Source organism: Oligosphaera ethanolica, from assembly GCF_030814695.1.
GTDB classification, from domain to species: Bacteria; Verrucomicrobiota; Lentisphaeria; order Oligosphaerales; family Oligosphaeraceae; genus Oligosphaera; species Oligosphaera ethanolica.
In genome coordinates this window covers 4,957,728-4,983,204 of the sequence record NZ_JAUSVL010000001.1, presented here as the reverse complement: position 1 = coordinate 4,983,204, position 25,477 = coordinate 4,957,728, and the positions used below count along the sequence as shown (strand labels likewise).

Below are 25,477 nucleotides of genomic sequence, written 5' to 3'. Positions count from 1 at the left end.
TCCTGCGTTACCTCCTGTAGTAACCAACCAAGGAGATAACGATTGATGGTGAAGTATTTTGAGATTCTGCAGACCGCTCTTGAGCCCTATCCCGGCAGTTACGCACTGGTTGTTTTCGTTTTTCTGGCGCTGCTTGCCTGGTTGGCCAACTGGCTGACCAAGAATGTGTTGCTGCGCAACGCTCAGCGGCTCCTTACCGCCGTCACCATGGCCGCGCCGGAAGACAAAGCCGTGCGTATGGAAGTGATTCCGCTGCTGGCGCACATCATTCCGGCGCTGGTTTTGACCTGGGGCGTACAGATCATCCCCGGCTTGCCAGACGCCATGATTGTACTGGTCAGCAACTGCTGTCGTGCCTGGATTGTTCTGACCATTGCCATGGCTCTTGTCAAGGCCCTCGACCTCCTCGAATGTTCCTATCGCCGCCGCCCCGCTGCGAAGACCAAGCCCATTAAGGGCTATGTGCAGGTCCTGAAAATCGTTATCGGCGTAGTGGCCTTGATCCTGATGATTGCATCGCTGGTAGACCGCAGCCCGCTGATGCTGCTTTCCGGCCTTGGCGCCATGGCGGCCGTGCTAATGCTGGTCTTTCAGGACACCATCCTGTCGCTGGTCGCCAGTGTGCAGTTGAGCAGCAACGACATGGTCCGCGTCGGCGACTGGATCGAAATGCCCAGCCAAAATGCCGACGGCGACGTCATTGACATCGCCTTGCATACCGTCAAAGTCCAGAACTGGGACAAGACCATCACCACTCTGCCCACGCGGAAACTCATCACTGACTCGTTCAAAAACTGGCGCGGTATGACCGAATGGGGCGGCCGCCGCATCATGCGCTCACTCTACCTCGACCAACGCAGTGTGCGCTTCCTCAATGACGACGATGTCGAAAAGCTCAAGGACTTCGTTATTCTCGACGACTACCTCGAGGAAAAGCGGCGGGAGCTGGCCGAATGGAATGCCCGCCTGGCCGAGCGCGGCGCCAAACCCATTAACGCCCGCCGGGTAACCAACATCGGTACTTTCCGCGCCTATATCGAGCAATACCTGCGACACAATCCGCGCATCAATCAGGACATGATCATTATGGTACGGCAGTTGCAGCCTGGCGTCACCGGCCTGCCACTGCAAATCTACTGCTTCACCAACGACACCCGCTGGGTCATCTACGAAGCAATTCAGGCCGACATCTTCGACCACCTGCTGGCCATCCTGCCCGCTTTCGACCTGCGCGTCTTCCAGCAATGCAGCGATACATCCGGACTAGTCATCGCCAACGCCAATGCCAGCCTGCCCCTAGCCGGAACTGCAATAACAACGCCGCCTGGTGGTGCTCAGCAGGGCGACAGCTGCTCGCCGCCATCGACGCGAATGCACTGACCAGAGATGTATGCTCCGCCAGGCCCACAGAGGAAACTGACCAGCCCAGCGATGTCAGCCGGCACGCCAAGGCCCTCCAGGCGACTCTGCCCGGGCTTTGTCAGCCCCTGGCCATAATGAAAACGGATGGCCGTCGACGGCGTGTGGATGTTGCCTGGAATGACGCAGTTCACTGGAATGCCGTCGTGGCGCAATTCCGCCGCCAAAAGCCGCGTGTACTGGTGCACAGCGGCTTTGGCCAGGGAGTACGGCGCAAAATGCCCGCCAGTCTTATTGCCGCCGCAACCCGCTATTGAGCCAATGGTGACAATGCGCGGCGCCGATGATTGCTTCAGCAACGGCACGGCCTCGCGACAGCATAACGCCGTCGTCGCCAGATTATGCTGAAGGCGCTTCTCCAAGGACTCCAAGTCGAAGTTGCTCGCCGTATCCCTGCCCGCGTTCATGTCGAGCTCGCCAGTGAGATTGGCGCCGCCAGCATTACAGACCAGAATGTCTAAGCCGCCAAGCTGCGAAACGACTTCTTCGCAGCAGCGCTTCACCTCGCCCTCATCGGTCAGTTCGCCGCAAATCGCCACGACCTTCACGCCATGCCGATGCGCCATCTCGCTCGCGACCTCCACGAGGTCATCGCCCTCGCCCGAACTGCGTAGATTGCTGCGATTGCGCCCGTGTATCGTCACGTCGCAGCCCGCCTGTGCCAGCTGCTCGGCAATGCATCGGCCAATGCCACGGGACGACCCCGTCACCCACGCCTTCCGACCACTCAAGGACTTTGCCATAACACCACTCCGTCAGCTTAATTATGCCCAGTATTACATCCGCCTGATCGTCCGTACCGGAAAATTGACCATCCATACGTCACCAAACATACGACTATCCAAGCCGGCGGCGGCCACAAATCACTCCGTAAACGCAAATGCGCCCGGCGCATTTGCCGCCGGGCGCGATATCAGGGCAGGTAGACAACGAAGACGGTCAACGCTCAGAACTTGGTCACGATGTTCAGGCCATCGAAGGAACAGGACGTATAGCCCGCGGCGGACAACTCGCCCTTGCCGCAGGACTGCACATGGCCATCGAAGAAACCCACGTTCGACCGGCCACCGTGGTGCGCCGATGCGGAGTACTCGTTGCCTTCCGCGTGGCCGATATTGAAAGTCCAGCGGCTGTAGGTGGTATTGGCCAAGGAAATGCTGTCGCCGCAGTAAGGCACCGACGACGGCATCTTGCAGGCGTTGACAATGAAGTAGGCGTTGTCTTTGCTGGCCTTGCCGCAATCCGCGTCACGCACGGTAAAGTCGCCCCAGGTATCCCGCTTGGTATAGAAAGAGCTCAGCGTGTACTGCATATCTGGACGGATGACGCCGTAGGTATAGGATGAGCTGTAGTTCACTAGTTCGTGCGACGGGCAGAAGAACACTTCCTTGCTGATGTACTTACCGCGGGTCACGTACATGGTGTAAGCACTGTAGGTGGTCACAGCGTCTTGAGCCATACCCACCCAATAGCTCTCATTTTCGTCGCCATACAGCGCCGCTGCCAGAAGGATCTGCTTGGCATTCGACGCGCAGGAGATCGCTCGGGCCTTCTCCCGCGCCTTTGCCAGGGCCGGCAATAACATGGCAGCCAGAATGGCAATGATGGCAATCACGACCAGCAATTCAATCAAGGTGAACAAACGCGATTTCATGACCGTACTCTCCTCTAAACAAGAGCTTAAAAAACATCGGCACGCACTTCATAACACTGTTTGCTGCTAGTATAGCGATTTTGCGCGCGACTGACAAGACGCCTGCGCACTTTCATCACGTCAGCGATGCGTTTTTTGGTCTCGGGGGGCTATATTGAGCGCTTCTTCTTCCTGATGTGTCGCTTGCTCCCCTAACATGACCCATTCTCAACCCAGTTCAGCCATGCACAACGACTACCGCGATCTCCTGCCCGACTACTGTCCGGCGGCCGTCCTGGCCGCCTATGATGCCGGCGAGGCCATCATGGCCATCTACGACGGCGATCTCGACATCGAGTACAAGGCCGACCAGTCGCCGCTGACGGCCGCCGACAAGGCGTCTCACGAGCTCATCATGGCCCGCTTGCAGGCACATTGGGATCTACCAGTACTTTCCGAGGAAAGCCGTGAAGTGCCCTACGACACCCGCCGCGACTGGCAGGACTTCTGGCTCGTCGATCCCCTCGACGGCACCAAGGAATTCATCAAACACAACGGCGAGTTCACCGTAAACATCGCCCTGATTCACGACGGTCGGCCCGTGCTGGGCATCGTTTACAGCCCTGCCCTTGGGCTCTTCTACCTCGGCGCCGAAGGCGCTGGCGCCCGCATGCTCCGCCGCGGCGAGCATTTCCAGGACCGCGACGATCTTGTCCACGCTTTGGCCACCGCCAGCGCGCTCCCAGCACTGCCGCTGCCGCCAGCGCCCGGCCGCCCGCTGAGCGTGGTCGCGTCCCGCTCACACAGCAATAACGCCACGGAGGCGTTCATCGCCGACCTCGAGAAACGCTATGGCCGCGTGGAGCTCTTGTCCATCGGCAGCTCCCTAAAGCTCTGTTTGGTAGCCGACGGCTCTGCGGATGTCTATCCGCGCATCGCGCCGACTATGGAGTGGGATACCGCCGCCGCGCAGGCCGTCGCCGTCGCCGCCGGCTGCCGCGTGGTGGATTTCGGCAGCGACGAGCCATTGCGCTATAACAAAGTGAACCTCACCAATCCCTTTTTTGTCGTCTACGGCCCAAGCTGGCCGCGGCCCACAACGGAATCGATCTGATGGAAAGCTACCTCTTAACACACCTGCAACAGCTCGAAGCCGAGAGCATCCACATCATCCGCGAAGTCGCCGCTGAATTCCAGCATCCAGTCATGCTGTATTCCATTGGCAAGGATTCGTCGGTGATGCTGCGCTTGGCCCAAAAAGCATTCTACCCGGGAAAGATCCCCTTCCCGCTCATGCACGTCGATACGCGCTGGAAATTCCGCGAGATGATCAGCTTCCGCGAACGCATGGCGAAGGAAATCGGCTTCCAGTTGCTGGTGTGGACTAATCCCGACGGCATCGCCCAGGATATCAGCCCCATCATCCACGGGTCGGAAAAACACACCCAGATTATGAAGACCGACGCACTCAAACAGGCGTTGGACCACTACCACTTCGACGCGGCTTTCGGCGGCGCCCGCCGCGACGAAGAGAAGTCACGCGCCAAGGAACGCATCTACAGCTTCCGCAATCGCTATCATCAGTGGGACCCCAAGAACCAGCGTCCCGAGCTGTGGAACATCTACAACAGCCGCGTCAATCCCGGCGAGTCCATTCGCGTCTTCCCCCTCTCGAACTGGACTGAGCTGGATATCTGGCTCTACATCCGCCTGGAGAAGATTCCCATCGTCCCGCTGTATTATGCCAAGGAGCGTCCCGTGGTCGAACGCTCGGGGAACCTCATTCTGGTAGATGACGAGCGCCTGCCCATGCTGCCCGGCGAAAAACCGCTGCTAAAGAAGGTCCGTTTCCGCACGCTGGGCTGCTACCCGCTGACCGGCGCCATCGAGTCTGAGGCCGACACCCTCGAAAAGATCGTCCAGGAGATGCTCTTGGCCACCAGTTCCGAACGCCAAGGCCGCGTTATTGACTACGACGGCGCCGCATCTATGGAAGAGAAAAAGAAAGACGGCTATTTCTAGGCGCTCATTCGCCACGCGTGGCATACGTTGCCACGCCACCGTTCACCGCCTCAGCCAGTGTCCCCATCACCCACGAATAGCATGACCATGAGCAGCAGCAAGAAACCATCCATGATCATTCCCGATGAAGAGCTTATCGCCCGGGATGTCGAAGCCTATCTGGAGCAACACAAACACAAGGACCTGCTGCGCCTCCTCACCTGCGGCAGCGTCGACGACGGCAAGTCCACCCTCATCGGCCGACTGCTCTACGACGCCAAGATGATCTACGAAGACCAGCTCGCCGCCGTCCACCGCGACTCACGCATTCACGGCACCACGGGCGACGACTTCGACCCGGCGCTGCTCACCGACGGCCTCAAGGCCGAACGCGAGCAGGGCATCACCATTGATGTCGCCTACCGTTATTTTTCCACCAGCAAGCGCAAATTCATCATTGCCGATACGCCCGGCCACGAGCAATACACGCGCAACATGGCCACGGGCGCGTCCAACTGCCAGCTGGCGATCATCCTCATTGACGCGCGACACGGCGTCACCGTTCAAACCAAACGCCACAGCTTCATCGCGTCCCTGCTGGGCATCAGCCACGTGGTCGTCGCCGTCAATAAAATGGACTTGGCCGACTGGTCTGAAAAGGTCTATGAGGATATCCGCCAGGCCTACAATGCAGTCTGCGCGCGCCTGGCCTTCAAGGACGTCCATTTCATCCCCATGTCGGCGCTACATGGCGACAACGTGGTCGACAGCAGCCCGCATTCACCGTGGTACAAAGGCCCGACGCTCCTGCACCACCTGGAAAACGTCACCATCACCAGCAACCGCAATCTCATCGATATGCGTTTCCCGGTGCAGTATGTCCTGCGCCCAGACCTGAATTTCCGTGGCTTTGCGGGCACTGTCGCCTCCGGCGTCATGCGTCCCGGTGACGAGGTGATGGTGCTGCCGGCGCGGACGACGACGAAGATCGCCGAAATCGTCAGCTGGGACGGCCCCCTTAACCACGCGTTTCCCCCCATGTCTGTCGTCGTCAGACTCCAAGACGAAGTGGACGCCTCCCGCGGCGACATGATCGTGCCGGTCAATAACATCCCCCGCGTCGAAAGCGAATTCGACGCCATGCTGGTGTGGATGAATGAAAGCGCCGGCCGCGAGGGCAAGAAATACCTGGTCAAGCACGCCTGCGCGCAATTGCCTGGCACGCTGGAAAAAGTCCGCTACGAGGTGGACATCAACAGCATGCGCAAAAAAGACCCCGCCTGCGACGAACAGGGCGCAACCGTCCTCAACCTCAACAGCATCAGCCGGGTACGCATGGTGTTACACCGGCCGCTCATCTTCGACGCCTACGAACGCAATCACGACACCGGCTCGTTCATCCTCATCGACCGCATGAGCAACGCCACCGTCGCCGCCGGCATGATCCTCGACCGCACTAGCGCCGCCGATAGTGCGGACAGCGCGGCACCCAGCAGTGACCACGCCGCCAACATCACCCGCGAGTCGTCACTGGTCAGCCGTCATGAACGGGAACTGCTGCTCGGCCAACGCGCCCAGACGCTGTGGTTCACCGGCCTCAGCGGCTCGGGCAAATCCACCATCGCCAAACTCCTCGAACGCGAACTGACCGACGACGGCAGGCTCTGCTATATCCTCGACGGCGACAATATCCGCCACGGCCTGAACCGCGACCTGGGCTTCTCCGCTGATGACCGTAAGGAGAACATCCGCCGCATTGCCGAGGTGGCGCGACTGCTCAATGACGCCGGCGTCATCGTCATCACGGCCTTCATTTCGCCCTACCGCAACGACCGCGCCATGGCGCGCGACATCATCGGCATCGACAGCTTCAGCGAACTCTACGTCAATACGCCGGTCGAAGTCTGCGAAGCGCGCGACCCGAAAGGTCTCTATAAAAAAGCCCGCCTCGGTCAAATCACCGATTTCACTGGCATCGACGCGCCATACGAAGCGCCCAAGGAACCCGCCTTCGTCGTCGAAACCGCCCAAGATACGCCCGAAACTTGTGTCGACAAAATCATGGCTTTTATGAAAGCCCGTGAAAGCACCCGCGCCAAAAAATGAGGCGCAACCGTAACTGTCCGTTCCAGGAAAGGTAACGCCCATGCCCTGCTGCTCAACCTCATTCATCAAATTTTCGGCCTGGGCGCAAGTTATTTTGGCCGTCTTTCTGGCCATTGCGGCCATCTACATCTACCTACTGAACCGGCGGGCGACAAAATCGGACGTCTTTGAATCGTCCGCAGCCCTCCTCAATCACTACGCCGGCGTCCTGAAAACGCAACGGAAGGTCTATGAGGGCTTCTATGAAGTCCTGCCGCCCTTGCGCAATAACCTCCAGAGCATCGGCGCTTTCTCAGCGGACATAGACAAACTTGCCGACAATCTCCTCGGTATCAGCAAACTGCAATTGCCGCTGGTGGATGTAGCACCATTCGCCTCCTTGGCAACGCCCGCCCAGCGCCTGAAGGAACTGGCCAAAGACAATTTGTCGACCATGGCCGCCGCCGACAAAGCCCTCGGCGCCTTCGATGTCAATGCGCACCAGCAGGTGCTTGATGCGATAGACAACACTATCCTCGAACTGCAGCACAACGCCATTCGCCTCCAAGAGCATGGTCGGCAAGTCCTTCTGACTATGCGCGTACTGCTTTTCATCAGCCTCGTGATGTCACTGCTGTTCTTTCTGAACGGCATCAGCAACCTCGTGCAGAACAACGCGTTGGTGACGAATAAAAGCTGTTGTGTCAGCAGTGGCACGGCGACGCCACCCGAGTCCTGATCCCCCATGCGCACGTTTCACTGCAAACAGCCGCAGCAGTGACGTCCAGCACAGCTCGTATGCGCCACCTTCAACACTTTTAGCCAGGAGCGTGACGCCATGTCCGACCATCAGCCAGCCGAAACGCCGGACAATGCCCTGCCGCCGTTGATGAGCGATGCGGTCGCAGCAGGCTTTCCCTCGCCTGCCGAACAGTATGTCGAAGGCCCGCTTGACCTCAATGAACTGCTGGTGCACCGGCCGGCGGCAACTTTTTTCGTGCGCGCCATTGGTGATTCGATGGTCGGCGCCGGCATTCGCCCGGGCGACGTCCTGGTGGTCGATCGCAGTCTTGAAGCCACCGACCGCGCGATAGTCATTGCAGCCGTCAATGGCGAGCTCACGGTGAAGTTCCTTCGTCGCGACCAGCGCGGCGTCCGGCTTGAGGCCGCCAACCCCGCGTATCGCCCTATCTTTCTGCAGGACGACATGGACACGCGCATCTTCGGCGTCGTCACGGCGGTCATCCACCAGTTTGTCAGAACGTGATTTCGGGTGAGCGCAGCATGATTGGCCTCGTTGACGGCAATAATTTCTACGTATCCTGCGAGCGGATTTTTGACCCGTCGCTTGAAGGCAAGCCCGTGGCGGTGCTGTCAAACAACGATGGCTGCGTCATTTCCCGCTCCCAGGAGTTCAAGAATCTGCAGATTCCCATGGGTACGCCCTATTTTCAGCTGCGCGAAGCCGAAAAGTACTACGGGCTGATTTTCCGCTCCAGCAATTACGAACTCTACGGCGACATCTCGCGCCGGGTCATTGCGGTCTTGCAGGAGTTTTCCCAGGACGTCGAGCAGTACTCCATTGACGAGGCCTTTGTCCAGGTGCCGCTGGACGATCTGGAGGAATGCCACCGCTTCGGCCTGTCCTTGCGCCAGCGGGTGCTGCGCTGGGTGGGCATTCCCTGCGGTGTGGGCTTCGCCAAGACCAAAACCCTGGCCAAAATCGCCAATCACATCGGCAAAAAACGCCCCGACGGCGTCTTTGTCATGCCCGCCGACCCGTCGACTGTCTTGGCCACGGTACCGGTGGCCGAGGTCTGGGGCGTTGGCCGGCGTCTAGCGCCAAAACTGGAACGGCTGGGCATCCGCAACGCCCAACAACTGGCAGAAAAAGACGACGACTTCCTTCTGAAGCGCTTTAGCATCATGCTTGCCAGGACGGCCTTGGAACTACGCGGCATACCAGCCGTCGCTGCCGACACTCTCCACGACATTGCCCAGAGCGTGACCTGCTCACGCTCCTTCGGCCACCCCGTCGTGGATTTTACCGATCTGGCCGAATCCGTCGCGCACTACGCGGCGCAGGCCGCAGAACACCTGCGGCGGGACGGCTTGGTAGCCGCCGGTGCCAACGTCTACTTCCAGTACCACCCCGAACAGGGCCCGCCGCCACGCGATGGCGGCTTCACCGGCACGACGCTGACCTTCCCAACACCGACAGCCAGCACCGGGGATATCATCAAGGCCATTTCGCCCAAGCTGCCCGCCATGTTCATCCCCGGCCGCCGCTACAAGAAGAGCGGCGTGGTCTTCTTCGGCCTGGAAAGCACCAGCCACCAGCAGCTGCAACTTTTCAGCAGCCACCAGGACGACTCCCGCAAAGAACGCCTAGCCGCCGCCATGGACGACATCAACCGCCACTACGGCCATGGCACACTCTTCAATCTCGCCGAGGGCATCAATCGCCCCTGGAGTATGAAACGTGAACGCCTCACCCCGAGCTATACCACCAGCTGGGAACAGCTCCTGCAGGTGAAGTAGCTGCCAGAACAACCATGGCAACACGACCTTGGCGCGGCCTTGGCGCGCAGCGTCAGCCGTCTTCCAGGGGGCAGTCAGCACAGAACTCCCGGCGACCGCAGGCACCGCAGTGGGCGCCGCGCCAGACGCGGTCAAATTGCTCGGCCAACGGCGCCAAGATAGCCGGCTCATCACTGATGATGCCATTCTCAAAGTTGCGCCGGCGCGCGCTTTTGGCGCCCATGCCGGCGCCGGTCAGATTGGCGCTGCCCATGTAGGCGATGCGGCCGTCGCTGATCACGCATTTGAAATGCACGCGCGGGCAAAGTACCCGTTCCAGACCCGCCCACAGGCCAGGATAACGATCAAAGTCCTGACGAAAATTTGGCCCGGGTTCCTTCGCGTGGATGAGCCGCAGCTCGACGCCGCGATCAAGCAACCCCGCCAGCACCGCCAAAAACGGTATCATGTCCCGGCGGCTCGCACCGGATGTTGACACATAGAGGTCCTTGAGGTCCGCCGTCGCCAGCCATAAGCGCCGCCGGCTCTGCGGCACGATCCCACAGATCACCTTCTCATAGATGTCGCTGTCGGCAATGAACTCTATCACGGCGGCTCCCGGCACTGGACGAGACTGGCTGCTCACAACACTAGTAACGCCAAAAATGTAGCGCCCGAAAACGCGTTTGTGAAGAGAAGATAACCCGGCGTTCGCCGGAAGGCCTCCGTCGATTGCACTCGATTGCACTCGCTTGCCCACGAGGCCTCGCCCCAGCGCACAGTCGCCAATTAGTCCATCGGTCCCAGGCGTCACCACGGTCCCGGCTATTATCTATGGCTCCTATGAAACCGATGCCCTTCATTTAACGGTATCCATGGCACTTGTTGTTTCAACCAAGCAGCCTTTTCTCGTCGTGCATTTCCGCCGCGAAGCGGCAGAAGCGCTGAAAGCGCGGCCTAAGATAGCCCAGGGCAAGCGGCGCCGAAGGCGCGCGCCGCCCTGGGTAGCGCGCCATATTGGTCCGTGTTCCTCAGCCTCTTTGGCTTCAGTCGGCGAAGCTGACTGGAGCCAAAGAGGCAATGGAACTCATTGATTGCTGCGGCAATTTTGCGCTGTGACCCTTCGTCGCAGGTCTTTTAGGCCGCCCCTTCAGGGCTCTTTTGGGATGGGGCACCTTACCCAGGGCGACGCGCCCTGCGGGCGCTTGCCCTGGGCTATCTTAGGGCGCACCTTCGGTGCTGAAAACCAAAGGCCGCAGGAATGGCTGGTATCAATGGCTGACCAATTACGGGAAAGACATGTCAGGCCGCCTTTGTCGCTTTGAAAAGGGGACTTTTGGATAAAAAATCGAAAAAAAAGAACAACTTAACGCATATGGGCTGAAGCCTGGGGTTAAGCATGGTTAAGCGCCTACGGCGCAAAAACATCGCCATCGCATGGCAGCGGTTTTCGGCCCGGATCAGTAACCCAGGGCCGGCGGCGCTCCCAAGAGTCCAAGAGGTCCTCAAGCAGTCCCCGGCGTCCAAGGCGTCATTCCCCACAGTCCCAAAAGTCCCCACAGTCCAATCCATGGGATCATGCCTCATGAGTCCACGAGTCCTCACCCCAGCGCACAGTCGCCAATTAGTCCATCGGTCCCAGGCGTCACCACGGTCCCGGCTATTATCTATGGCTGACCGATTACTTGCCGTCTCGACTTTTCGCGTCGCTGCGGCCGTCGCGGTGCGGTCCTGGCGTTACATTAAGGCGCAAGACCGTCCGCGTTAAGCAGAAAATTCCGCCGTTATCCCCCCAGGTCCAATCATGATCCAAATCAGCAGCGTCCAGAATCCCAAGATCAAGCAGATCGTCAAATGGCGCGATCGCCGTGATCGTGACCGCGATCAGAAGGTGCTGGTTGAAGGCTATCGTGCCCTCACCCGCGCCATCGCCGGCAATTACCCCATTGACGAACTCTACGTCTGCCCCGAGCTCTTCCAGGGTAAAAATGAAGGCACGCTGATCGCCGAACTCGAACAGCGTGGGGCGACGGCCTACGAGGTCTCGGCGCCGGCCTTCCACAAAATGGCCTATCGCGACAGACCCGAGGGGCTCCTCGGCATCGGTCCGCAACGTCATCGCGGACTAGCCGACCTTGAGGCAATTGTTCGCAGCGACCGGCCGGAATTCTACCTGGTTTGCGAACAGATCGAAAAACCCGGTAATCTCGGCACCATCCTCCGTTCGGCAGATGCGGCCGGCGTCAGCGCCATCATTCTCTGCGATTCGCGCACGGACCTCTTCAACCCCAACGTCGTGCGCGCCAGCACCGGCAATCTCTTTACCATGCCCATTGCGGAAACGACGTCGGCCGCTGCCGCCGCGTGGCTAAAGCAACGCGGCGTCAGTGTCATCGCGTCGTCGCCCCACGTCGACACGATCTACACCGCCGTGGCCATGACCGGGCCAGTCGCCATCGTCGTCGGCGCCGAGGAATTCGGCCTCAGCGACTTTTGGCTGAATGCCGCTGATGTCTGCGCCAGGCTGCCCATGATGGGCGAGGCCGACTCACTCAACGTCGCCACCGCCACGACCATCATGCTCTACGAAGTCCTCCGCCAACGCCTCGCCGCCGGTGCCGTCAGCGACACCGGCGCCGTACCCGACAGCGCCGACTGCTGACAGCAGCCGGCGGAAACGCCAGTGCCGGCTCATTTCCCGTCTCTGTGGCGCGACATTCCTGTCGCCTGGACGAGATGTGCCCGCCGCCCTTCGCCCGCCAATTCAGTCGCCGATATCTTGCTGTTGCAGGTAGTCGAGAGCGTCTATGGCGTGGGTATTGCCAAGTTTGGCCCCCTTTTGCAGCCATTTTACGGCGGCATGGCGGTCAACGGAGTTGCTGTCGGGATCATCAAGCCCGAGGCAGATGCAGCCCATCTTCATGCAGAAGTTCCCGTAGTGTTTTTCCGCCTGTTCCGAGCCTTTGGCACAAGCTGACTGGTACCACTTTTCGGCTTCTTCAGGATCAAAATCAACGCCGGCGCCGCAGCAGAACATGTCGGCCAATTCGCATTGGGCGGCCGCATCACCTTTTTCGGCGCGTTCACGAAAAGTCGCGGCGGCTTTTTTGAACCACATTTTGGCCATGGCGTCATCCTGTCTGACGCCTTTGCCATCTTCGTAGAGGCACGCCAGATCACGCTGGGCGTAGGGGTTGCCACCGTTGGCAAGGCGTTGATTCTGAATGGCGGCCTTGCTATACCAGAACTCGGCCAGCGCCAAATCTGGCGTACCACAATGGCCGGACTCATACAGCTGGGCCAGACTGACCTGGGCCGAGACGTCATCCGCATTGGCCGCGACGCTGTACCATTCGATCGCCAGCCGGCAGCTTTCCTCGGTGACCTCTTTGCGCCATTCGTAGTCAGCTCCGCGCCGAATCGCGTAGTCACAGAGCATGTCGACGGCGTCAAAATTGTGGAGTTTACCAGCGCGGTCGATCCAGATAGCGACTTGCAGCGGCGTCATGCCCGTCACGCGGTCGTGATCCAGCAGCAGGAGCGCAAGGTCGGTGAAGGCCATAAAATTGCCCGCCTCGCCGGCCTTGGCGAACCACTCAGCGGCCTTGGCGTAGTCCTTGGCCGTGCCCTGGCCAAAGAGATAGCACTGCGCCAGGCTGTGCGCGGCATCGCCTTCGGGATCGTCATGCTGCGCCTTGAACAAGAAGCCGCGGAAGGACTCCTCAAACCACTTGGCTGCCATGGCGGCATCAGCCTCGACGCCCTCGCCCCGTTCGTAGCGCAAAGCCAGGAGTAATTGAGCGTCGGCATCGCCACTTTGGGCGCGATCTTCCTCGTCATGCAGCCGGTGTTTCTCCCAATAACGCTGCCGTTCCTGCTCCGCTGCCGTCAGTGAGCAATCAGGATAGTCGTGCATCGCCATGACTTCTGCAGCCTCGGGATGGCCCAATTGTGCAGCCAGATCGAACCACCGCCGCGAGCGGGAATGATCCTTTTCGACTCCGTGCCCCATCAGGTAGCGCACGCCCAGCGAGTAGATGTACTGCAAAACGAGCGGCGAGCCCCATTCGGCCGCCAGCCGGAACCACTTTTCGGCTTCGCTGTCGCTTTGCGGTAGTTCATGGCCTTCCCAGCAGAACACGCCCATTTCGTAGGCCGCATCGGCGTGACCGGCTTCGGCGGCGGCACGCAGACGGGTGACGGCATGGCCACTGTCGGCCTGCCGCCCCCAGCCCGCCTGGCACAGCAAAGCCATTCTGAACAGCGCCTCGACATCCTGCCGGTTTTCGTAATGGTCAGCGCATTCCCGGCACCATTCCTGCGCCAAGTCATGGTCGGGACGATGCGAACTGGAGAAAAAAAGCAAGGCGATTTCAAAGAGCCGATCGGCATCGCCAGCAGCAGCCTGCTCCCAACTCCGGCGCAGACCGCTGCGCAGACACTCGCGCTCATTGTCCGCGTCGGCGCCAATTTCCAGCCAGTGCTCGCAATAACGCGTCAACAGATCGCCATAAAGACGATCTTCAAGTGTCACGGCTACGCACAACATGCCCTTCATCGGCGCAGGCCGCTGGGATTCTTGCCGCTTTACCTCGTCCCTGAAACGCATAGCCAGGCGCATAGCCCGACGCAACGAAAATTTCTTTGCCGGCGACCATTTGTTCATCCGTGTCCTCCTCGCGTACAGACATCATCAGTGCGGTCCCGACACCTGCCGGAATCCGCCATAAAACTAGCGGGGAAAACGCTTATATTCAATGTGTAATTATCTGAATGATAGCAAATTATGACATATTATGCATTGGCGTTCTTTGCTATTCGGCGCGCGTTATTTTTCATGCTTACAGATTCTTTCGTTCAGCGGTGGGTGCCATTACCCACGCTGGTAGTCGAGAGCAGATATTATTTCCATCCTCGTGACAGCGGGCCAAGTATTCAGCGCCTAAGGCGCGACCTAAGTGCCCATGGCAAGCGGCCGCCGGGCGCCTCTGCGTGGTGCACGACCTGGTCATCCCGGCCCTGCTGGCTCGTGGCGCTACAGCAGACGACATCGAACAGATAACGCAGCGCAATCCCCTGGCGCTGCTGGCCATCCCGGCGTAAGACATTCCCCAGACCACTCGCTTAGTGCACGTCGTAGAGATATTCGCCGCGTGGGAAGATTGCCGGCACGACGACCAGGAACATGGCGGCGAAGGCAATCGCCACCGCATAGAGTAGAAAGAGGCTCTGGTAGTGGCAGACATGCATACTGCCGATATACCAACTCGGCGCCAAAATGCCCGACCCCAGCAACAGCGACGAAAAGAGTCGCGACAGGCCTGAGCCGCTGGAGTAAAAGGTCACGCAAAAGGCCATGGCCATCGCCTTGTTGCCGGGTGTAGCCAAAGCTAGCATCTCGTAGGTCGTGGCAATGGACGCCATCGCGAAGGTGACGCTGTAAAGCAGCAGCAGCAGCGTCACCAGCGCAAAGGTCACCGGCCGCCCTTCGCTGATGAAAAACAGGGCCCCGTTCACAAACGCATAGGTAATGTGGATGAATAACAGGGTGTTCTTGATGCCCCAGCGCTTAATCACCCGACCGGCAACCAATGACCCCAACAGCATGCCCACCAAAGTCACCGCTGAAATCATCACAATGACGTTATCAGGCGCTATCAAATACTTCTTGAGATAAATCGTCGTCAGGGGCAAGGTCCCGTATGCCGCCAGATTAAGCACGAAAAGATATACCGAGAATCCCACTAGTGGCTTGTTGGCCAGTGCCCGGCGCAAGCCATCGGCAAAACCAAAACTGTCCTTGCGCTGGACCACGAATTCCGGGATGGCGGCAATGAAAAAAATGCGGCCGGCAAAAACCAGCGCTCCGCATAACAGCACGACCTGCAGTTTCCACAAGGGCGGCTCTTTGCCGATGAATAGCCCCGCCAAAAACAAAAATGTGGCGGCCGATAGCTGCCACGAGAAACGCATCGTGCTCAGGTAAGGCCCGCGACGTTCTTTGGTGAGAAAGGTGTCAAGCAGCGGAAACCACCCCGCCACATAGGCCGTGTGCAGCACCGAAAATATCAACAGCAGGCCGATCAACATGACTACCGGTACCGAGCCACTGCCAAAAAACGGCGTGAAGACCACCAGGATGTAGGCGATGACGCTCAAGGAGCAGGAGCGGATGATCAGCCGGCGGTAGCCCATGCGCTCCGCCAACCACGCCATCAGGATCACGCACAGACCATTGAATAGCGGCATCAATGATGTCGTCAACATGGAAAACATGTCGCCGGCACCGATCATCTGGGCAAACAGAATGATGATGGCGCTGTCGGTCAAGGTGACATCGCCCATGGCCCCAAATACCGCCGAGCCTGTTGCCTTGTGCTCAGCGCGGCGCCGCAAGGCCGGCGTTGGCTCAACCGGCGCGCTGTTCAGGTTGAACATGTCGTAACTCCATGAATGGATAATAGGGAACGGGATGATCAAGCCGTGAATGTGCTACAGCGACCGCCTTTTACAAGCAGGCAACATCGCATTTCGTTCGCCCCGTTCCCGCGATTGCCAAGCAGGCAAGACGTGGTAGTGTATTGGCCTTCACATTTCCGCGCTCACATCAGCTGGAGGACCATGGACACGCGTTTGGCAACAAGCATTACTTATTTATCGGACATGATTCGCATCGATAGCCGCAACACCCTCGCGCTTGGCGCGCCAGGCCTCCGGGAAGCGAATGAAGAGGACATGGCGGACTACCTGACCGGCAAGCTGAATGCGCTGGGATTCAGTGTCGCGCGGCAGTACCCGGCGCCGAAGCGCCCGAATTTGATTGCCAGACATCACGTTGACGACGGTTTGCCCACACTGGCCTTCAATGCCCACATGGACACGGTCGGCACCGCCGGCATGAGTATAGATCCCTTCGATCCGCAAGTCCGCGACGGGCGCCTGTACGGCCGCGGCTCCTGCGATACCAAGGGCAGCCTCGCTGCCATGCTCACCGCCTGCGAAACGCTCATCGCCACCAAGACGCCTATTAACTTGCTCTACATCGCCACCTGCGCCGAAGAAACGGGCTGCCAGGGCTCGGCTCTGCTCGACCTCAGTGGCTATACGGTCGACGGCGTCATTGTTGGCGAGCCGACGCGGAATCATCTGGTGGTCGCCCACAAATGCCACGCCACGATCGAACTCCATTGCCGCGGCAAGGCCGCTCACGGCTCACGTCCACACCTGGGCGACAACGCCATTTACAAGGCCGGACACCTGCTCAACTACCTAGAAACGGTCACCATCCCTGAGCTGGCGCGCATCAAAGACGAGGTCTTCCGCGACGGTTGCACGCTGTCAGTCGGTATCATCGCCGGCGGCGTCAAGAACAATATCGTACCGGATTTTTGCCGGCTGGTTTGCGATTTTCGCCTGGTGCCATGCGTCACTGCGCCCAATGAGTTCTTTGCGGATATGACTGCGCGCGCATCGGCAGCGCTGGGTTTCACAGTGGAATTACAGGTGGTGGACATCTCGCCGGCCATGCACACCGCCGCAGAACATCCCCTGCCGGCAAGCATCCGCACGACTCTACGCCAACACGGGCTGGACGACACGCCCAGCGGCGTAGCCTACTGCACCGATGGTGGCCAGCTCTCAGCCATGGGCTTCCCCTGCGTGGTTATGGGACCGGGCGACATCGCCGTAGCCCACAGTGCAGTGGAGTACCTGGAACTGGATCAGTTCCAGCAGGCCTACGAGCTCTATGTCGATGTCGCCACTGAATTTGCCAAACAAGGCCCGCAGCACTCCCCCCCGCCCGGCTCGAATTAGTTTCCTAGCACCGCAAACCACAGAATGATGAGCACGCCCAGGACGATGCGGTACCAGCCAAAGACCTTGAAATCCCGGCGGCGGATGTAATCCATCAAGAAGGCGATCACCGCCCAGGACACTAAGAAGGCCACCACGAAACCCACCGCCGTGGCCAGCCATTGCTCACCCGTCAGCGACGCCCCTTCCTTCAGTATGCTGTAGGCCGATGCCGCAAACATGGTCGGTATCGACAGCAAAAACGAGTACTCGACGGCCACGCTGCGCGATGTCCCCAGCAACAACGACCCTAAAATAGTCGACGCCGAACGCGATACGCCCGGTATCATCGCCAGGCACTGGATGCAACCAATCGCGAAGGCCCGGGCATAGGACAAGGCGTCAATGCTCTCGACCTTCACCTGCAAACGCCGGCTTTCGATCGCCAGCAGCGCAATGCCGCCCAAAAACAAGGCGATGCCCACGCCGATCGCCGAATCATACAGCTGGCTTTTGATCCAACTGCCCCAAAGTCCCCCGACCACAATCGCGGGTATGACGCCCACCGCCGTCTTCAGCCACAGAAAGAAAGTCTGGCACCGCAGCTCACGGTCACGCAATGCGGCTACCGGCAGGAGTTTCCGGTGAAAATACACCAGCACCGCCAAGATGGAACCCAGCTGCACAATGACAAAAAAAGACTCCTTGAAGACCGAGTCGATCTGCATGAACTCGTCGACCAATATCATGTGGCCAGTGCTGCTGATGGGCAGAAATTCCGTGATTCCCTGGATGATGCCCAGCAGGGCCGTCTTGAGTGACAATAACATGAACGCTCCATATACGTAGGAAAAATGAAAAAGGCCGTGACAACACGGCCGCAATCCGGCAGGCCATAAATGTGGCAGGCTGCCGTTAACCGGCCTTTAATCTAAGCACCCGACCCCATTCTGCAATGTCACCGGCATTCACCCGACAGTAAGTGCGCGTAGGACATGATCAGACCGATCAGACCGATCAGACCGATCAGACCGATCAAGTCGTCCGATCCGTCCGATCCGTCCGATCCGTCCGATCCGTCCGCGATAACCAAAAAGATCAGACCGATCAGACCGCGTAGTGGCGGACCTATGTGTCCGCCCTAATCCGATCGGTCCGCTCCCCCAAATTACCAAACATTGCCAGTCTTGTCATAATTTGTCATTATTAATCTTTCAAATACGGCATCAAGCAATACATTACGAGCTCGTCGATTTGATCGGTGCCCTATTGTCTACTCGTTCACCTTTCGGCGGAGAAGCCCGTGACACACCTTTTTGCTTGCTTAGCGCTATTGCTTTTTGGTGGCTTATTATCCCTGTTGTTATCCTCGCGGCCTTCTCTGGCGATGAAGATCGGCAGCTGCAGTGCAATCGTAAGCATGTCGGCTCTGTTGTTGACTCTGCTGGTGCTAGTGCGGACGATGGGGTTTACGGGTGGCCCCTGGGATGAAACTCAGCTGCTATTTCATGGCATCGGTGTTGCGTACGACCTCTTATCCCTCTTGTTTCTGTTGCCGGTGGCCTTACTGGGGTTAGTTGCGGCGATACACAGCATTGGCTATCTGCATGGCCACGGCGCCGCCCGCAGCGGCCTCTACTGGTTCTTCTACAACCTGACGCTGGCGGCCATGCTCATGGTCCCCCTAATGCGCTCCGCGCCGCTCTTTCTGCTGACCTGGGAAGTCATGGGCATCGCCAGTTTCGCGCTGGTGATCTTCGACTGGGACGCCGCCGCCAGCCGTCGCGCGGGCTGGATATACCTCCTCGCTTGCCACGCCGGGGCGGCCTTTCTCATCATGATGTTCGTTGCCGACAGCAGCCCCCTCAGCCCGGGCATGCTATGGTTGCCAGCGGTGCTGGGCATTATCGGCTTTGGCCTAAAGGCCGGTTTTCCGCTGCTGCATGTATGGCTGCCGTCGGCTCACCCGGCAGCGCCGGCGCCGGTGTCGGCAGTCATGTCCGGGGCCATGATCAAACTGGGCCTCTATGGCATCCTGCGTTTTGTGCTGTTTTCGGGTGACACGCTGCTTCTCTGCGGCTGGTTGCTGGCCATACTCGGCCTTATTGGTGCCCTCCTGGGCATCGTCCTCGCCCTACCCCAGCGCAACATCAAGACCCTCCTGGCCTATTCAAGCATTGAGAACATTGGCATTATGACCATGGCCTACGGCCTGGGCGTGCTCGGCGTAGCATACGACGTCCCCGGCATGGCCATACTGGGCTTCTCCGGCGCATTGCTGCACATGTTCAACCACGCGGCCCTCAAGGGCGCCCTCTTCCTTGGCGCCGGCGCCGTCTATCGCGCTACCGGCACGCTTAACATGGAAAAACTCGGCGGGCTGATGAAACGCATGCCGTGGACCGGCGGTGCTTTCGCCGCCAACGCGCTATCGTTGAGCGGCTTGCCGCCGGGCAACGCCTTCCTCGGCGAATTCCTCATCTACGCAGCGGCCTTCAATGGCGTCATCAACGGCCACGGCCCGCTGCGGGCACTGTCGTTGCTGTGCATCATCACCCTGGCCACCGTCGGCGGCCTGGCCGTCGCCGCCTATGCCAAAGTCATCTCGGCCGTGTTTTTGGGCGAGCCCCGCAGCGACTGCGCAGCAAAAGCCCGCGAAGTCAGCTGGACGATGTGCGGCTGCACCCTCGCGCTCCTGCTCGTCAATCTGTGCTTACTCTTCCTGGCACCGTACATCCTGCCGATGTTTACGCCGCTGCTCACACGTCTGGCGGGCGAAAGTGCTGCCGGCTTCACGGTGCCTGACATCGCCTTGCTGCTAAGCATGCCGAGCATCCTGTCGCTATTTTTGATCGGCGTGTCAGCTACGGCCATCCGCTGGCGGCAACGACTGGGTGCACGCCGGCAGGACGTCGAAGGCGTGACGTGGGACTGCGGCTACGCAGCGCCTTCCGCACGTATGGAGTACACCGGCACGGCCTTCGCCCAGCCACTGCTCGACGCCTTTGCCAGCGTCCTCAAGTTGCGCCGGCAACTGCAGCGGCCAGAAGCGCTCTTCCCCCGTGAAATCCGTGCGGACTTGAACTCGCAGGACCGGGCGCTAAGCAGCGTTTGGCAACCGCTCTTCGGGCGTTTCGGTCGCCTGGCGATCAAGACGCACAGCATGCAGTCGGGCTTCCTCCACGCCTACATCCTGACCATGGTACTGGCGCTGGTGGTCATGCTCGTCTGGGGAATGTTCTGCCATCGCGTGGACCGGCCGACGCCGCCAACAGCCGTCACGGAGGAGATCAGCAAATGATGTACAACGTCAATCACGGCTTCTGGTGGGCGATGTTCTTGGCGTCGCTGTTGCTGGCACCGTTACTCTTCGGCATTATCAATAAGGTCAAGGCCTTCTTTGCGGGCCGACGCGGACCGCGGCTTCTGCAGCTGTATTACGACATGTTCAAGCTCAGCCGTAAGGCCGGCATCTTCAGCCGCACGACCTCCGGCGTGCTACAACTGGCGCCCATTATGTCGTTGCTAGCCACGATCATGGCGATGCTCTTCGTTCCCGGTGGGCTCTTCCGCTCGCCGCTGGCCTTTGGCGGCGACGTCATCTTCTTCTGCTACCTGCTGGGCTTGTCCCGCATGCTGACCATCCTCGCCGCCATGGACACCGGCTCCAGTTTCGCCGGCATGGGCGCCAGTCGCGAGGCGCATTTCTCGGTGCTGGCCGAGGCCGTGTTGTTTGCCATCGTGATCTTCCTGGCGATCGTCGCCCGCAGCATCTGCCTGTCGGACCTGCTCAGCCCACTGAGCCTGGTCACTCCGGGCATTAGCGTGCCGGCCGTCTTGCTGGTCGCCGGCGCTTTTTTCATTGTCATCCTGGTGGAGAACTGCCGTCTACCCTTCGACGATCCCGAGACCCACCTGGAACTCACCATGATCCACGAGGCCATGATTCTCGACTATGCCGGCCCCGAACTGGCCATGATCCACTACACTGCCAGCCTGAAGCTGTGGTCCTTCTGCGCCGTGCTGACCCTGCTGCTGCTGCCACAACGCGTCGCTGGCCCGCTCACCGGCATGCTGCTGTACCTGGCCCTAATCATGGTCTTTGCAGTCGGCATTGGCGTGGTCGAGTCCATCATGGCCCGCTATCGCTTCCTGAAAGTGCCGCATCTACTGGTTGGTTCACTAGCCGCCGTCCTCACGGCAGTCCTGCTGCTTCTTTTTTTCTAGTGGTCGCGGTTCGGAACGAAAGGACCTGCCCTCATGTCATCTCTGCCTGAAATCATCTTGATTATGTTTCTGCTCAGCAGCATCGTGCTGGTGTCGTCAAGCCGGCTCGTGCACTGCATCCAGCTGGTGGCCCTGCAGGGCGTGTTGTTGGGCATCATGCCGCTGATCTTCTGGGATTGGCAGAGCTCGGCCCCCCACGGCGAACTAGTGTTCCTCGCGATCGTGAACATCGCCGTCAAAGGCGTTGCCTTGCCCATGCTGCTGATTTTGGCCATGCGCCGGGCGCAGGTCCGCCGCGAGCTCGAACCACTGGTGGGTTACGCATTATCACAGCTCATCGCCATGCTGATCATCGCCGGCTGTTTCGCGGGCTATCGCCATCTCATTGGCGCCGCCGCCACCAATTCCGCGCTGCTGGCCATACCGGTGGCGGCCGCAACCATGCTCATTGGCCTTTTCGTCATCATTGCCCGCCGCAAGGCCATCACTCAGGTGATCGGCTTCCTGGTCTTCGAAAATGGCATCGCGGTCTTCGCCAGCGGCCTGATGGTCCACCACGGCGCCATCGTCGAACTGGGCATTCTTCTCGATGTCTTCGCCCTTGTCTTTATCATGGGCATCGCCGTCTTCAAAATCAGTCGGGAATTTCAGCACATTGACGCCGACCGCCTCAACACCCTCCGCGACCGCCGCGACCCAGAAAGCCCGGCGACGCCGGCGGGATATACAGGGGAATAACTACCGTAAGTCTGCACCGGTACTCCGAGCGACCGCCTCCGGTCGCCTACCAGAAACACGCATGGAGCCATCATGGAACTAGTGCTGATCATTTTACTGCCGCTACTGTTTGCCGTCCTGGCGCTCGGTCTTTGCCGCCACGGCCAGTGGCCCCTGCGGTTGTTGCAGCTGGGCGCGGTCTGTCATCTCTTACTGGTATGTTATGTGACGCTCCCGGGGCGTGCACCCGACCTCGTCAGTTTCCACGGCATTGACCTCTTTGGCCTTGACCACGTCAGTAGGCTGCTGCTCACCCTCACCTCACTGCTCTTCGCCTGTGTCGCCGCCCATAGCGCCCGGTGGTACCCAGCCGACCGGCTTTTGGGCATGAAGCGCGGACACGGCCATTCCTTGCGGCCGGGGCTCTTTGTCGCCTGTATGTTGTCTTTCCTCAGCATGATGAGCATGGTACTGGTAGCCCGCAATCTCGGGGTGTTGTGGATTGCCGTCGAGGCGACAACGCTGGCCAGCGCACCGCTGATCATCTTCCACCAAGGACCGCGCTCGCTGGAGGCCATGTGGAAATACCTGCTGATTTGCTCCGTGGGCATTGGCCTGGCGCTCTTCGGTACCCTCCTGCTGGCAAGTGCCTTCACCGGCGCGCACGAGCTATCGCCCGGCCTCAACCTCAGCGCCCTCATGGCCGCACGTCATGAGCTCAACAGCACCTGGTTCAAGGCCGCGTTCATCTTCATCCTCGCCGGCTACGGCACCAAAATGGGCTTAGCCCCCTTCCACACCTGGTTGCCGGACGCACACAGCGAAGCGCCAGCGACCGTCTCAGCCCTCTTGTCGGCCGCGTTGCTGAACTGCTCATTCCTCGGCATCTTCCGTTTTGTGCAGATCGCGCCGCCGGAACTGACCGGGTTTTGCCGGACTTTGCTGATTGCCCTTGGCCTCTGCTCGCTCGTGGTCGCGGCCTTCTTTATCATCCGCCAGCGCGACTACAAGCGCATGCTGGCGTTTTCCAGCGTCGAGCACATGGGCCTGGCTACGATCATCCTCGGCCTGGGCATGAACAACGTGGCCTACGTGCACCTCTGCGGCCATTCCCTCACCAAGATGATGCTCTTCCTCGTCGCCGGCAATATTTACCTGACCTACGACACCCGGGTTGTCCACGACATCAAAGGCATGTTCGGCGCCATCCCACGAACAGCGACGCTGTGGGTGATCGGGGTGTTGCTGATCTGCGGCACGCCACCATCGCCGCTCTTCATCACCGAGCTTCTGCTCGTGACGCAGGCCCCACTGTGGCTAGGCGCCACTGTGCTGACGCTGCTCTTTGTCGTCTTCTGCGGCATGGCCAGCATCTGCCTGGACATGGTCATGGGCCCACGGCCTGAAACACCACCCGACAGCGAAGCCGTCAAGGCCGCTGAGTCACTCTGTAGCATTCCCGCCTTGGCAGTAGTCACCGTGCTGGCCATGGGTACAGCACTAATCTTCTTCATCGAAAGCAGTCAGTGGGTATGAACATGGACACAACATTCCTGGCACTGCCCAACGGCGCCGCCGCGCCCATCGCCGACCTACCGGTGCTGCCCTTTGACGACTTCCGCGCGCAGCTCATCCAAGCCGTCATGCAAGACGGCCTGCGCGTGTCAAGTTTCTTCGCTACGCCCGCAGACAATCAGCCTGGTGACTTCGAGCTCATCGCCGTCCTCGCCGACGACCGCGCGCATCTACTCCGACTCGCCGCCAGCCGCGTCAGCAAAAGCTACTTGGCGCTAAGTGCGGACTGCCCGGCCTTTCACTGGTTTGAACGCGAAATCGCCGAAGTCACCGGCCTGGTCTGCGAAAACCACCCATGGCCCAAGCCCATACGCTTCACCCGGCCACCGGTCGGCAAAGGCGCCGATGTCCTGCCCGGCGTTACCGACTACCTGCGCATTGCGGACGAAGCCGCCCACGAGGTCGCCGTCGGCCCCGTACACGCCGGCGTCATCGAGCCGGGCCATTTCCGTTTCCAATGCCTGGGCGAAGAAGTGATCTTCCTGGAAATTTCCCTGGGCTACCAGCATCGGGGTATTGAGAAGATGCTCGTGGGCGGCCCTGATGTCCGCAGCGCCCAGCTCATTGAGTGCGCGGCGGGCGACACATCCATCGCATCGGCGTGGTGCTATGCGCGCTTGCTGGCGGCCCTGTCGCCGGCCTGCCAGGCCAGTCCGGCTGCCGAGCTCTGGCGGGGCATCGCCCTGGAGTTCGAACGTAGTGCCAACCACACCGGTGACCTCGGCGCCTTGGCTGGCGACGTCGCCTTCCTACCCACACAGTCGTTCTGCGGCCGGATTCGCGGCGAGTACCTCAATATGACCGCCGCGCTCTGCGGCAATCGCTTTGGCCGCGGTTATGTGCTGCCCGGTGGTCTGCGCTACCTCGCCGACAACAAGAAGGTCGCCGACCTGCAGGCCTGGCGCAAACGCGTCCACGCCGACCTGACTAACGCCCTCGATCTGCTCTTCGACACCCCGTCCGTGCTGGACCGCTTTGAGAACACCGGCGTACTCGCCCCGGCCGATGCGGCCGCAGTGGGCATTGTCGGCGTGGCGGGACGTGCCTCGGGGCTAAACAACGACATCCGCCTCAGCCATCCCTACGGCCCTTACACCGACCGGCCGCTGTCCCTCTGCGCCGAAGGCGCCGGCGATGTTCTCGCGCGGGCGATGGTCCGCCGCCGCGAACTCGACGCCTCCAACCAATGGCTCAATGAGGCGCTGAATGCCGCCACCGAGCTTAGTGCTGACGAACAGACGTCCGCACTGTCCTCGCAACACTCCCCGGCAAGAGCACTGGCGCCATCAATGATCGCGGTGTCCCTGCAGGAAGCCTGGCGCGGCGAACTCTGTCATGTCGCCCTGACGGACAGTCACGGCCGTTTCCGCCACTACAAGATCGTCGATCCATCCTTCCACAACTGGTACGGCCTGGCGCTGACTCTGCGTGGTGAACAGATATCGCATTTTCCGATCTGCAACAAGAGTTTCAATCTGTCCTACTGCGGACATGATCTGTAAGGAG

The 25,477-nt window shown here is 59.9% G+C and carries 20 protein-coding genes; 14 read left to right on the top strand and 6 right to left on the bottom strand.

Annotated elements, in window-relative coordinates:
* Positions 1-45 precede the first annotated feature (45 nt).
* Positions 46-1,380 carry a mechanosensitive ion channel family protein gene (locus J3R75_RS17330; protein WP_307264274.1) on the top strand — a complete coding sequence of 445 codons (1,335 nt, stop codon included), beginning with the start codon at positions 46-48 and terminating at the stop codon, positions 1,378-1,380.
* On the opposite strand, the gene J3R75_RS17325 is transcribed toward J3R75_RS17330, so the two are convergent.
* Together J3R75_RS17325 and J3R75_RS17320 are read right to left on the bottom strand one after the other, a co-directional pair.
* Positions 1,335-2,162, bottom strand: a complete 828-nt coding sequence (locus J3R75_RS17325) for an SDR family NAD(P)-dependent oxidoreductase (protein WP_307264271.1) — start codon at positions 2,160-2,162, stop codon at positions 1,335-1,337. The two genes, J3R75_RS17330 and J3R75_RS17325, sit on opposite strands and share 46 nt — an antisense overlap.
* Positions 2,163-2,365: 203 nt before the next feature.
* Positions 2,366-3,073, bottom strand: a complete 708-nt coding sequence (locus J3R75_RS17320; protein WP_307264268.1) for a prepilin-type N-terminal cleavage/methylation domain-containing protein — start codon at positions 3,071-3,073, stop codon at positions 2,366-2,368.
* A 223-nt stretch (positions 3,074-3,296) separates the two neighbouring features.
* On the opposite strand from J3R75_RS17320, the gene cysQ reads away from it, so the two are divergent.
* The 6 genes from cysQ to J3R75_RS17290 all read left to right on the top strand — a co-directional run bounded on the left by cysQ (position 3,297) and on the right by J3R75_RS17290 (position 9,679).
* A complete protein-coding gene (gene cysQ / locus J3R75_RS17315) occupies positions 3,297-4,166 on the top strand; it encodes a 3'(2'),5'-bisphosphate nucleotidase CysQ (protein WP_370882406.1) in 870 nt (289 codons plus the stop codon).
* The gene (gene cysD / locus J3R75_RS17310) at positions 4,166-5,074 is read left to right on the top strand and encodes a sulfate adenylyltransferase subunit CysD (RefSeq protein ID WP_307264264.1); all 909 of its coding nucleotides are present in this window, start codon (positions 4,166-4,168) and stop codon (positions 5,072-5,074) included. The genes cysQ and cysD overlap by 1 nt, the downstream gene beginning before the upstream one ends.
* A gap of 87 nt (positions 5,075-5,161) precedes the next feature.
* The gene (cysN, locus tag J3R75_RS17305; protein ID WP_307264261.1) at positions 5,162-7,159 is read left to right on the top strand and encodes a sulfate adenylyltransferase subunit CysN; all 1,998 of its coding nucleotides are present in this window, start codon (positions 5,162-5,164) and stop codon (positions 7,157-7,159) included.
* Positions 7,160-7,199: 40 nt separating this feature from the next.
* Entirely contained in the window at positions 7,200-7,877 is a 678-nt protein-coding gene (locus J3R75_RS17300) for a hypothetical protein (protein ID WP_307264258.1), read from the top strand.
* Positions 7,878-7,976: 99 nt separating this feature from the next.
* Positions 7,977-8,405, top strand: a complete 429-nt coding sequence (locus J3R75_RS17295; protein WP_307264256.1) for a LexA family protein — start codon at positions 7,977-7,979, stop codon at positions 8,403-8,405.
* 17 nt (positions 8,406-8,422) lie between these two features.
* Positions 8,423-9,679 carry a Y-family DNA polymerase gene (locus J3R75_RS17290; RefSeq protein ID WP_307264253.1) on the top strand — a complete coding sequence of 419 codons (1,257 nt, stop codon included), beginning with the start codon at positions 8,423-8,425 and terminating at the stop codon, positions 9,677-9,679.
* A gap of 52 nt (positions 9,680-9,731) precedes the next feature.
* On the opposite strand, the gene J3R75_RS17285 is transcribed toward J3R75_RS17290, so the two are convergent.
* A complete protein-coding gene (locus J3R75_RS17285) occupies positions 9,732-10,268 on the bottom strand; it encodes a phospholipase D-like domain-containing protein (protein ID WP_307264251.1) in 537 nt (178 codons plus the stop codon).
* A gap of 1,194 nt (positions 10,269-11,462) precedes the next feature.
* On the opposite strand from J3R75_RS17285, the gene J3R75_RS17280 reads away from it, so the two are divergent.
* Entirely contained in the window at positions 11,463-12,320 is an 858-nt protein-coding gene (locus J3R75_RS17280) for a TrmH family RNA methyltransferase (RefSeq protein ID WP_307264248.1), read from the top strand.
* 102 nt (positions 12,321-12,422) lie between these two features.
* On the opposite strand, the gene J3R75_RS17275 is transcribed toward J3R75_RS17280, so the two are convergent.
* Positions 12,423-14,324 (bottom strand): tetratricopeptide repeat protein, encoded by a 1,902-nt coding sequence (locus J3R75_RS17275; protein WP_307264245.1) that lies wholly within the window; start codon positions 14,322-14,324, stop codon positions 12,423-12,425.
* A 458-nt stretch (positions 14,325-14,782) separates the two neighbouring features.
* On the bottom strand, positions 14,783-16,096 hold the full coding sequence (locus J3R75_RS17270; RefSeq protein WP_307264241.1) for an MFS transporter: 1,314 nt from the start codon (positions 16,094-16,096) through the stop codon (positions 14,783-14,785).
* A 183-nt stretch (positions 16,097-16,279) separates the two neighbouring features.
* Between J3R75_RS17270 and J3R75_RS17265 the strand changes: the two genes are divergently transcribed.
* Entirely contained in the window at positions 16,280-17,473 is a 1,194-nt protein-coding gene (locus J3R75_RS17265) for a M20 family metallopeptidase (protein WP_307264240.1), read from the top strand.
* Here the strand turns inward: J3R75_RS17265 and J3R75_RS17260 are convergent.
* Entirely contained in the window at positions 17,470-18,282 is an 813-nt protein-coding gene (locus tag J3R75_RS17260) for an undecaprenyl-diphosphate phosphatase (protein ID WP_307264238.1), read from the bottom strand. The genes J3R75_RS17265 and J3R75_RS17260 overlap by 4 nt on opposite strands.
* A 590-nt stretch (positions 18,283-18,872) precedes the next feature.
* Between J3R75_RS17260 and J3R75_RS17255 the strand changes: the two genes are divergently transcribed.
* The 5 genes from J3R75_RS17255 (at position 18,873) to J3R75_RS17235 (ending at position 25,473) form a co-directional block, all read left to right on the top strand.
* Positions 18,873-20,753: a proton-conducting transporter transmembrane domain-containing protein gene (locus tag J3R75_RS17255; RefSeq protein ID WP_307264236.1), complete on the top strand. Its 1,881-nt coding sequence runs from the start codon at positions 18,873-18,875 to the stop codon at positions 20,751-20,753.
* Positions 20,750-21,679 (top strand): respiratory chain complex I subunit 1 family protein, encoded by a 930-nt coding sequence (locus tag J3R75_RS17250; RefSeq protein WP_307264234.1) that lies wholly within the window; start codon positions 20,750-20,752, stop codon positions 21,677-21,679. The genes J3R75_RS17255 and J3R75_RS17250 overlap by 4 nt, the downstream gene beginning before the upstream one ends.
* 33 nt (positions 21,680-21,712) lie before the next feature.
* Positions 21,713-22,417: a hypothetical protein gene (locus tag J3R75_RS17245; RefSeq protein WP_307264231.1), complete on the top strand. Its 705-nt coding sequence runs from the start codon at positions 21,713-21,715 to the stop codon at positions 22,415-22,417.
* A 72-nt stretch (positions 22,418-22,489) separates the two neighbouring features.
* Positions 22,490-23,932 (top strand): proton-conducting transporter transmembrane domain-containing protein, encoded by a 1,443-nt coding sequence (locus tag J3R75_RS17240; protein WP_307264228.1) that lies wholly within the window; start codon positions 22,490-22,492, stop codon positions 23,930-23,932.
* Positions 23,929-25,473, top strand: a complete 1,545-nt coding sequence (locus J3R75_RS17235) for a hydrogenase large subunit (RefSeq protein WP_307264226.1) — start codon at positions 23,929-23,931, stop codon at positions 25,471-25,473. Before J3R75_RS17240 ends, J3R75_RS17235 begins: the two co-directional genes overlap by 4 nt.
* The last annotated feature ends 4 nt before the right edge of the window (positions 25,474-25,477 follow it).

What these genes read in the sequence shown, in the direction of transcription:
- J3R75_RS17330 (WP_307264274.1), top strand. Translation starts at nt 46, where the DNA reads ATGGTGAAGTATTTTGAGATTCTGCAGACCGCTCTTGAGCCCTATCCC.
- J3R75_RS17325 (WP_307264271.1), bottom strand. Translation starts at nt 2,162, where the DNA reads ATGGCAAAGTCCTTGAGTGGTCGGAAGGCGTGGGTGACGGGGTCGTCC.
- J3R75_RS17320 (WP_307264268.1), bottom strand. Translation starts at nt 3,073, where the DNA reads ATGAAATCGCGTTTGTTCACCTTGATTGAATTGCTGGTCGTGATTGCC.
- cysQ (WP_370882406.1), top strand. Translation starts at nt 3,297, where the DNA reads ATGCACAACGACTACCGCGATCTCCTGCCCGACTACTGTCCGGCGGCC.
- cysD (WP_307264264.1), top strand. Translation starts at nt 4,166, where the DNA reads ATGGAAAGCTACCTCTTAACACACCTGCAACAGCTCGAAGCCGAGAGC.
- cysN (WP_307264261.1), top strand. Translation starts at nt 5,162, where the DNA reads ATGAGCAGCAGCAAGAAACCATCCATGATCATTCCCGATGAAGAGCTT.
- J3R75_RS17300 (WP_307264258.1), top strand. Translation starts at nt 7,200, where the DNA reads ATGCCCTGCTGCTCAACCTCATTCATCAAATTTTCGGCCTGGGCGCAA.
- J3R75_RS17295 (WP_307264256.1), top strand. Translation starts at nt 7,977, where the DNA reads ATGTCCGACCATCAGCCAGCCGAAACGCCGGACAATGCCCTGCCGCCG.
- J3R75_RS17290 (WP_307264253.1), top strand. Translation starts at nt 8,423, where the DNA reads ATGATTGGCCTCGTTGACGGCAATAATTTCTACGTATCCTGCGAGCGG.
- J3R75_RS17280 (WP_307264248.1), top strand. Translation starts at nt 11,463, where the DNA reads ATGATCCAAATCAGCAGCGTCCAGAATCCCAAGATCAAGCAGATCGTC.
- J3R75_RS17275 (WP_307264245.1), bottom strand. Translation starts at nt 14,324, where the DNA reads ATGAACAAATGGTCGCCGGCAAAGAAATTTTCGTTGCGTCGGGCTATG.
- J3R75_RS17270 (WP_307264241.1), bottom strand. Translation starts at nt 16,096, where the DNA reads ATGTTCAACCTGAACAGCGCGCCGGTTGAGCCAACGCCGGCCTTGCGG.
- J3R75_RS17265 (WP_307264240.1), top strand. Translation starts at nt 16,280, where the DNA reads ATGGACACGCGTTTGGCAACAAGCATTACTTATTTATCGGACATGATT.
- J3R75_RS17260 (WP_307264238.1), bottom strand. Translation starts at nt 18,282, where the DNA reads ATGTTATTGTCACTCAAGACGGCCCTGCTGGGCATCATCCAGGGAATC.
- J3R75_RS17255 (WP_307264236.1), top strand. Translation starts at nt 18,873, where the DNA reads ATGTCGGCTCTGTTGTTGACTCTGCTGGTGCTAGTGCGGACGATGGGG.
- J3R75_RS17250 (WP_307264234.1), top strand. Translation starts at nt 20,750, where the DNA reads ATGATGTACAACGTCAATCACGGCTTCTGGTGGGCGATGTTCTTGGCG.
- J3R75_RS17245 (WP_307264231.1), top strand. Translation starts at nt 21,713, where the DNA reads ATGTCATCTCTGCCTGAAATCATCTTGATTATGTTTCTGCTCAGCAGC.
- J3R75_RS17240 (WP_307264228.1), top strand. Translation starts at nt 22,490, where the DNA reads ATGGAACTAGTGCTGATCATTTTACTGCCGCTACTGTTTGCCGTCCTG.
- J3R75_RS17235 (WP_307264226.1), top strand. Translation starts at nt 23,929, where the DNA reads ATGAACATGGACACAACATTCCTGGCACTGCCCAACGGCGCCGCCGCG.